We start from the raw sequence: 5,357 nt of genomic DNA, 5'->3' as shown, positions 1-5,357 counted from the left end.
GGTGGCGCGGGCGGCGGCCGAGGCCGCGGCGGAGGCGGGCACCGAGGTCACGGCAGCGATGCCGTCGGGTCCGCGCGGGCCCTGGGCGCTGCTGAAGCGGCGGCGCAGGCGCGGGGTGCCGGAGACGGAACCGGCGGCGCCGTCGTCGTAGGCACGGAGACAAGGCCGACCGGGCAAGCCCGGAGGCGAGGCGAGTCGGCCACAGAAACCCAAGCAAGCGCTTAGACAATTGCGGCCAGCGTCACACCCGCACCCGGGTGACCCAGGCCATACGTACGGGTAACTTCCGAGTGGGCCTTGCCCTTTCTTCCCTACGCCACTGGAGCCGTGATGCCCGAAGCCGTCATCGTGTCGACCGCCCGCTCCCCCATCGGCCGCGCCTTCAAGGGCTCTCTGAAGGACCTGCGCCCGGACGACCTGACCGCCACGATCATCCAGGCGGCGCTCGCCAAGGTCCCCGAGCTGGACCCGAAGGACATCGACGACCTGATGCTCGGCTGCGGCCTGCCCGGCGGCGAGCAGGGCAACAACCTGGGCCGGATCGTCGCCGTACAGATGGGCATGGACCACCTGCCGGGCTGCACGATCACCCGCTACTGTTCCTCCTCGCTCCAGACCTCCCGCATGGCGCTGCACGCCATCAAGGCCGGCGAGGGCGACGTCTTCATCTCGGCCGGTGTCGAGATGGTCTCCCGGTTCGTGAAGGGCAACTCCGACAGCCTGCCCGACACGCGCAACCCGTTCTTCGCCGAGGCGGAGGCCCGTACCGCCGAGGTCGCCCAGCAGGAGGGCACCACCTGGCACGACCCGCGCGAGGACGGCCTGGTCCCCGACGCGTACATCGCCATGGGCCAGACCGCCGAGAACCTGGCCCGGCTCAAGGGCGTCACCCGCCGCGAGATGGACGAGTTCGGCGTCCGCTCGCAGAACCTCGCCGAGGAGGCCATCAAGAACGGCTTCTGGGAGCGCGAGATCACCCCGGTCACGCTGCCCGACGGCACCGTGGTCGCCAAGGACGACGGCCCGCGCGCGGGTGTCACCCTGGAGGGCGTCGAGGGCCTCAAGCCGGTCTTCCGCCCCGACGGCCTGGTCACGGCGGCCAACTGCTGCCCGCTCAACGACGGCGCCGCCGCGCTGGTCATCATGAGCGACACCAAGGCCCGCGAGCTGGGCCTGACCCCGCTCGCCCGCATCGTCTCCACCGGCGTCTCCGGCCTCTCCCCCGAGATCATGGGCCTCGGCCCGGTCGAGGCGAGCAAGCAGGCGCTGCGCCGTGCCGGGCTCTCCGTCGGCGACATCGACCTGGTCGAGATCAACGAGGCGTTCGCCGCCCAGGTGATCCCCTCCTACCAGGAGCTGGGCATCGACCTGGACCGGCTCAACGTCAACGGCGGCGCCATCGCGGTCGGCCACCCCTTCGGCATGACCGGCGCCCGCATCACCGGCACGCTGATCAACTCGCTCCAGTTCCACGACAAGCAGTTCGGCCTGGAGACCATGTGCGTCGGCGGCGGCCAGGGCATGGCGATGGTCATCGAGCGCCTGAGCTGATCGCACCCGATCCGCTGAGCTGACCGCGCCCGAACCGACGCGCCGATCGACCCTCGGTGACCGCTCGGGCACCGTCGGTCCGAAAAGGCCCAGAACCCGGGAAACCCCCTGGGCGCTGGGCCTTTTTGTGATCCAATCTCCCTCAGGGTGTGACCTATCTCGCTCGCCGGGGGATCGACGCAGGTCAGTGCCGTGGGCCGGGAGGCGCCACGCACCACCGAGGCCGACGTGCCGTCCGTTTCGTGACGTTACGCACTGACAGCCGGTCAGTCCGCCCTTCAAGCTGTTGTAGGAAGTCGGGGGTCGACTTTGAACCTGGGAGTACGTCAGTGAGCGCCATGCCCATCGCCCTGCTGCTCACCACGGTCGCCACGGGCGCCGTGGGCGTCGCCGTCCTGTGCACCGTGCTGCGGCTGCGCCGTCAGCTCGCCGAGCTGCAGGCCCAGCTCGCGGACAACCAGGCGGCCGCCCTGCGCATCCTGCTGCCCGCCGCCCGCACCACCGCCGACGCCGAGGAGATACGCGCGGCCGTGGCCGAGGCGCTCGCGGAGGAGCGCGAGCGTGAGCTGGCCGAGGCCCGCGCGTTCTGGGCCGCCCAGGAGGCGCGCGACGCCTCCGACGCCCCCTCGCTGCACGGCCTGGCCGACGTCGAGCCCTTCCTGCCCCGGCAGGCCGACTTCGCGGGTCTCGAGCCCGTGGCCGAGCCCGCCGTCGAGTCCGAGGAGCAGACCGGGGAGTCCCCGGAGCTGGCCGCGGCCCGCCGCCGCCACCCCTCGCACCCCGACTTCGTCCCGGTGCAGCAGGCCGCCGGTCACGAGGACGAGCGCGCCGCCACCACCCTGGAGCAGCTGGCCACCCAGCAGGTCGCACTCAGCGACGTACGCCCCGGCCCGCTCGGCACCCTCGACGTCTACGTGTTCGCCGACGGCACCACCCTGTGCATGACCCCGGGCCACCGCGAGACGGCGGAACGGCTCGCGGCCGCGCTGCGCTCGGGCGAGTCCCCGTATCTGCTCGGCGGCTCGGGCATCTCCGGCGCCTACACCCTGACGTTCGCCTGCGGCGAGGAGACGGTGTACGTCCTCGCGGACCGCGTCATCGCGTCCCTCTGAGCACCCGGAGCCGCGCGGAGGCTCCTCACACCCCGGCCCGCTTGCGGGCCTCCTCCACCAGCAGGGCCGCCTCGGCGACCTGCTCGTCGGTGCTCAGCACCAGCGCCAGGTCGTGCCCGGCGACGGTGATCTGGTCGGCCGCCGCGAACATCCCGGCGTCCGGCATCTCACGCGGCTCGGTCCCCGGCTCCTCCACCGCCTGCGCGCGCCGGGCCATCTCCCGCGCCAGGGCCAGGGCCTCGGCGGCGGCGCTGCGTTGCAGCCGGCTCTGCGGGGCCGCCCGCAGCCGGTCGGCGAAGTGTTCCACTGCTTTGGTCAGGGGCGTCGTATCCAGCACCGCCCGAGCGTAACGCGGGCACTGTTGCCAAGCGGCGCGCGCTCGGGCACGGTGACGGGGAGGACCGGCCTGTATCCCCTTTGCGTTCGGAGGCGCCGATGTCCCAAGTCTTCTCCGAAGAGACCCATCGCAACATGCTTGCCCGCATTCCCCACTGCACCGGCCGCGCCGTCTCCGAATGGCTGCGCGCGGTGGAGGAGGGGCCCGCCCTCGTCCGCTTCGAGGAGAAGGTCAGCTGGCTGCGGCACGAGCACAATCTGGCCTACGGCCATGCCAAGGCGATCATCCATGAGTACGACTTGAGGAGGGCGGCGCGCAAGCTGCGCTAGCGGCCCCCGGATATGCGCGAAGGGCCCCCGGTACGGAACCGGGGGCCCTTCGCGTGCGCTGCGGGGTGTCCGCTAGTCGTTGTTGCTGAAGATCGCGACCAGGCGGAGCATCTCGATGTAGATCCACACCAGGGTCATGGTGAGGCCGAACGCGGCCAGCCAGGACTCGTCACGCGGGGCGCCGTAGGAGATGCCGTCCTGGATCTGCTTGAAGTCCAGGGTCAGGAAGAACGCGCCGAGCAGGATCGCGATGATGCCGACGATCGCGCCCAGCGGGCCCATGCTGCGCAGCCCGCCGTCCTCGGCGACGCCGAAGGCGACCAGCAGCAGGTTGACCGCCATGACGACCAGGAAGGCGATCGCGATGGCCATGCCGATGCGGGCGTAGCGCGCGGTGACGCGGATCCAGCCGGCCTTGTAGACCAGGAGGGTGGCGCCGCTGACCGCCATGGTGCCCAGCACCGCCTGGAAGGGGGCGCCGCTCCACCGGCTGTTGAACATCTCGCTGATCACGCCGAGGAAGACGCCCTCGAAGGCCGCGTATCCCAGGATCAGCGCGGGGGACGGGGTGCGCTTGAAGCTCTGCACCATCGCCAGGACGAAGGCGATGATCGCGGAACCGATCGCCAGGCCGTAGCTGGTCGTGGAGACCGGCAGCAGCGTCCAGGCGAGGACGGCGCCGACGACGACCGTGCCGAGGGTGAAGGCCGAACGGGTGACGACGTCGTCCATCGTCATCCGGCCGGCGGCGGGCGGGGCCTGCGGCGGGGCACCGTGCGCCAGGTCGGGCTGCGCGTACGGGTTCTGGGCGTACGGATTCTGCGCGTAGGGGCTGCCCTGTGCGTACCCGGCCTGCGGTGCGGTGTTGAAACCGGCGTAGCCGTTGTCGCGGCTGAACCCCCGTCGCGAGAAGACCGGGTTGCTGCTCCTCATTTCACTCCTCCACGGCCGCCGTGCGCGGCCTCGGCCTCAAGAGTAATGGATTGGCAAAGGAAGGATCGTAATCCTTGAGGAGGATCTTTCCCCCGCCGTGTTGCCGAACACGTTATGCCGAACCGGTGTTCCCGGCCATGGAGCAAGTAATGCCCGAAGGACGTACGGGCCCCGTAAACGAGGGGTGTCCGGGGCCCGTACGAAAGGGGCCGGCCGCCGGTCCCGCGGGAGGCGCTCGCGGGACCGGCGGCCGGCCGGGGCGGGACGGTCAGGACGGGGTCAGTGGCCCGGCCAGCCGTCCAGTCGGCGGTGCAGGGTGACGTCGGGCCGGTCGTGGCCCTTGGGCGCCTTGGCCACGGCGTTCTTGAGGACGCCGTTGACCTCGCCGGCCAGCGCGTCCACCCGGGTCTGCAGCTCGGTCGCGGGCAGCGTGGAGCGGGTCAGCACGTCCAGTCGGCGCTCGATGTCGGCGAGCTGGCGTCGGGCACTCGCGTCCAGCTTGAGCGGGTTGGGCGTGGAGACGACGAACTGGTAGGCGCCCGCGAGGGTCTGGCAGCCGTCGCAGTACTTGTTGGTCGCGTCGCTGACGTTGACCGCCTTGAGCCGGTGCACGTCCCCGGCGATCGTGACGATCTGGAAGGACAGCGCGACCGACCGGCACTTGTCGTCGACCGAGCAGGCCACGGAGGCGGCGTTGGCCTGGTTGCGCACGGAGGCGGACCGGACGTTGCCGAACTCGCGGACGGTGAAGGAATCCTTCGTCTGGGTGTGGTGCAGCCGGTTGGCGTTGCTGAACACGCTGTCCGACACGATCGCGGCGCGGGCGGGCCCGGTCGCGGCGTGGGCCGGGACGGCGGTCGCCACTCCGGCGGCGCCCGCGGCGAGAAGGACGGTGCGGACCGCGCGTCCGTTGAACGGACCGCTGCTCGGGCGCGGCTTTCGATGACTTCCCATGGAGTCTCCTGGAAGAAATGGATGCGATGTGGTTCAGGGGGGTGCGACCCGCGTGGTCACACAGGGCCGGAGGGGGGTCAGGACGACGCCGCCTGGGCCGGGGGGTCGGTGGACGGAGGCGTGCTCCCCGGCGGCTCGCTC

Annotated in this window: 6 protein-coding genes and 1 pseudogene; 4 read left to right on the top strand and 3 right to left on the bottom strand. The window is 71.3% G+C overall.

What is annotated here, in order from left to right; all coding sequences use genetic code 11:
* From GTW40_RS33190 to GTW40_RS18895, 3 genes and pseudogenes are all read left to right on the top strand, one after another.
* A pseudogene (locus GTW40_RS33190) lies at positions 1-151 on the top strand (SGNH/GDSL hydrolase family protein); the annotation flags it as partial.
* A 179-nt stretch (positions 152-330) separates the two neighbouring features.
* Positions 331-1,551: an acetyl-CoA C-acetyltransferase gene (locus tag GTW40_RS18900; protein ID WP_161181375.1), complete on the top strand. Its 1,221-nt coding sequence runs from the start codon at positions 331-333 to the stop codon at positions 1,549-1,551.
* 329 nt (positions 1,552-1,880) lie between these two features.
* Positions 1,881-2,663: a hypothetical protein gene (locus GTW40_RS18895; protein WP_161181374.1), complete on the top strand. Its 783-nt coding sequence runs from the start codon at positions 1,881-1,883 to the stop codon at positions 2,661-2,663.
* A 25-nt stretch (positions 2,664-2,688) separates the two neighbouring features.
* On the opposite strand, the gene GTW40_RS18890 is transcribed toward GTW40_RS18895, so the two are convergent.
* Entirely contained in the window at positions 2,689-3,000 is a 312-nt protein-coding gene (locus GTW40_RS18890) for a hypothetical protein (RefSeq protein WP_343245739.1), read from the bottom strand.
* A gap of 98 nt (positions 3,001-3,098) precedes the next feature.
* On the opposite strand from GTW40_RS18890, the gene GTW40_RS18885 reads away from it, so the two are divergent.
* Positions 3,099-3,329, top strand: coding sequence for a DUF4287 domain-containing protein (locus tag GTW40_RS18885; protein ID WP_161181373.1), 231 nt, complete (start codon positions 3,099-3,101; stop codon positions 3,327-3,329).
* 72 nt (positions 3,330-3,401) lie between these two features.
* Here the strand turns inward: GTW40_RS18885 and GTW40_RS18880 are convergent, their stop codons facing one another.
* On the bottom strand, positions 3,402-4,262 hold the full coding sequence (locus GTW40_RS18880) for a Bax inhibitor-1/YccA family protein (protein ID WP_161181372.1): 861 nt from the start codon (positions 4,260-4,262) through the stop codon (positions 3,402-3,404).
* A gap of 279 nt (positions 4,263-4,541) precedes the next feature.
* Entirely contained in the window at positions 4,542-5,216 is a 675-nt protein-coding gene (locus GTW40_RS18875) for a hypothetical protein (protein WP_161181371.1), read from the bottom strand.
* Positions 5,217-5,357 lie beyond the last annotated feature (141 nt).

Source organism: Streptomyces sp. SID4985, assembly GCF_009863025.1.
GTDB lineage: Bacteria > Actinomycetota > Actinomycetes > Streptomycetales > Streptomycetaceae > Streptomyces.
Note: the sequence above shows the minus strand (reverse complement) of the source record. Positions and strands in the feature narration are given on the sequence as shown.